This is a genomic window from Roseburia inulinivorans DSM 16841 (assembly GCF_000174195.1).
Lineage (GTDB): Bacteria > Bacillota > Clostridia > Lachnospirales > Lachnospiraceae > Roseburia > Roseburia inulinivorans.
Map to the genome: position 1 here is coordinate 1 of NZ_ACFY01000114.1, position 1,964 is coordinate 1,964.

The following is a 1,964-nucleotide window of genomic DNA, read 5'->3' on the forward strand; positions in this document are numbered from 1 at the left end:
TATAATCCTGTTTTTGACAGTTTCAAAAAATAAAATCGCTGCAACGCCAGAAAATATAGGCGTTGTAGCGATTTTGACTGTTGTTTTAAACTATAGTATTTTATTCCCTTCCTTTACTTTTTTTCTGGATGGTTTTCATCTGGCTTTTGGTGATAAATTTGAAATCTGTATCAAAACCACAGATCTTATGTAAGGAATCTGTCAGTCTATCGCGTGTATAAAGTGGGATAAATCCCTGATCCTGTATATCTGCGAAATTCATGGACTTCAACTTATCCAGGATCATCTCGCAGGTAAAATCCTGTCCCAGATCTTTTTCAAGATACCGGTATATCACCAGGGAAAGAAAACAGATGAGAAAATGTGCTCTTATGCGTGCGTCAGCATGGACAAATACAGGTCTTGCTTCAAAATCCGTTTTCATGATGCGGAAACATTCTTCAATTTCCCAACGCCCTTCACTGACTTTTAGGATGTCTTTTACATCATCATCCAACAGATCAGTAGTAACTGCATACATTCCATCATAAAGTGCTTCATCTTCGATTTTGTCTGTGTCCAGATAATGGCGGATGTCTGCGGCTTCACCGTCTTCCGTTACGGCTGTCTTTCCTATGAAACGTGCCGGATCGTTTGGATTTCTCCGTTCTTTTTTTATGTTTCCTGACTGCAGCATTTTTTTGGCACGTTCAACCTGAAGATCACGTATTGTTTTTTGATATCTTGCAAATTTAGGCGAATAGGTTACGATCAGACGCTGGTGCAGCGTGTGGGGTGTATAAGGCTCATCCTTATAATACAATCCGTTATCGTCTTCCGGGATTTCTGAAAGTTCAACAGGCATATCATCTGATACGCGTTTGAAGCCGGTCTTGTCCAGAGCCCATTTTTTATCATCTTTATTCAGCTTTTTAATGGACTGGGTGACAATAAAAGCACGTTCACCGGCATGGTTTATCTTTTTGATGGCTTCGGAACCAAGTCCGGCATCACTGCAGTAAATAAATTTTGTACAGCCAAAGTCCTGGAGGACTTTTCCTTCCAGCGGTTTCAGGGAAGTCTGTTCATTTGCGTTTCCGGGGAAAAGTGAAAAAGCAAGAGGTATCCCATCACCGTCCATAAACATCCCCATCTGGATGATCGGGTTAGGACGGTGTTCTTTGCCTTTGCCGTATTTTCTGTCCCCATCTTCCTGCTCAATCTCAAAGAAATAGTTTGTACAGTCATAATACAGGATAGTATCGTTTCGCTTTCCGAGAAGATGACTGTTTTTATAAACTTCCGACTGGATAAAATCACATTCATTTCCAAGAACGTCGAGTGCCCGGTAGATGTCATGCAGCTGGTAGGATGGTTTTTCCAGAAATTCAGAAGCTGTTTTATAGGAAGACCGTTTACTGGCAGGTTCTAAGATCCTGGCATAGATGAGATCAGATAGGATCGCGTTGATATCATACTTAAATTTATATTTATCGCGGAGTTTCCGGCAGATATTATCAAGCTTGAGGCGGTAATAAAAAGTCTGTGGGAAAAGATAACCGCCACGGTAGAGAACCTGCTGGCCATAATCTAACTTATGATCAGAATGGAAGGTTATCTGGACAGCTTTTGTCTGCTGATCTTTTTTATATTTTTCGGTTTCAAGCTTAACTTCATTTTTTGCCCATGCAAGAACGTCGTCCCTGGTTGGTCCATGTTCGACAATGAGCTGGTTCAAAGTGCCGAGTTTACGGACAATGACAGAGGATGTTTTGCCATTGGCTTTGGTATAAGATTTTGCAATATAAAAGGATTCTGCATTTTTGGATTTTGTTATATGTAGATTCATAAGCACCACTCCAATGCTTATTATAACACACAATAACATAAAATAACAGCATATAAAACATAAAAATTGACATAAAAAATGCAGGTTTTATAAGACCTGCAAGTACTTTTCTTGATATTCAACTGTCAAACTCCCG

Annotated in this window: 1 protein-coding gene; it reads right to left on the reverse strand. The window is 39.9% G+C overall.

What is annotated here, in order from left to right; all coding sequences use genetic code 11:
• Positions 1–100 precede the first annotated feature (100 nt).
• Complete coding sequence (locus ROSEINA2194_RS13140) at positions 101–1,828, reverse strand: IS1634 family transposase (RefSeq protein WP_044928048.1); 1,728 nt, start codon at positions 1,826–1,828, stop codon at positions 101–103.
• Positions 1,829–1,964: the final 136 nt, after the last annotated feature.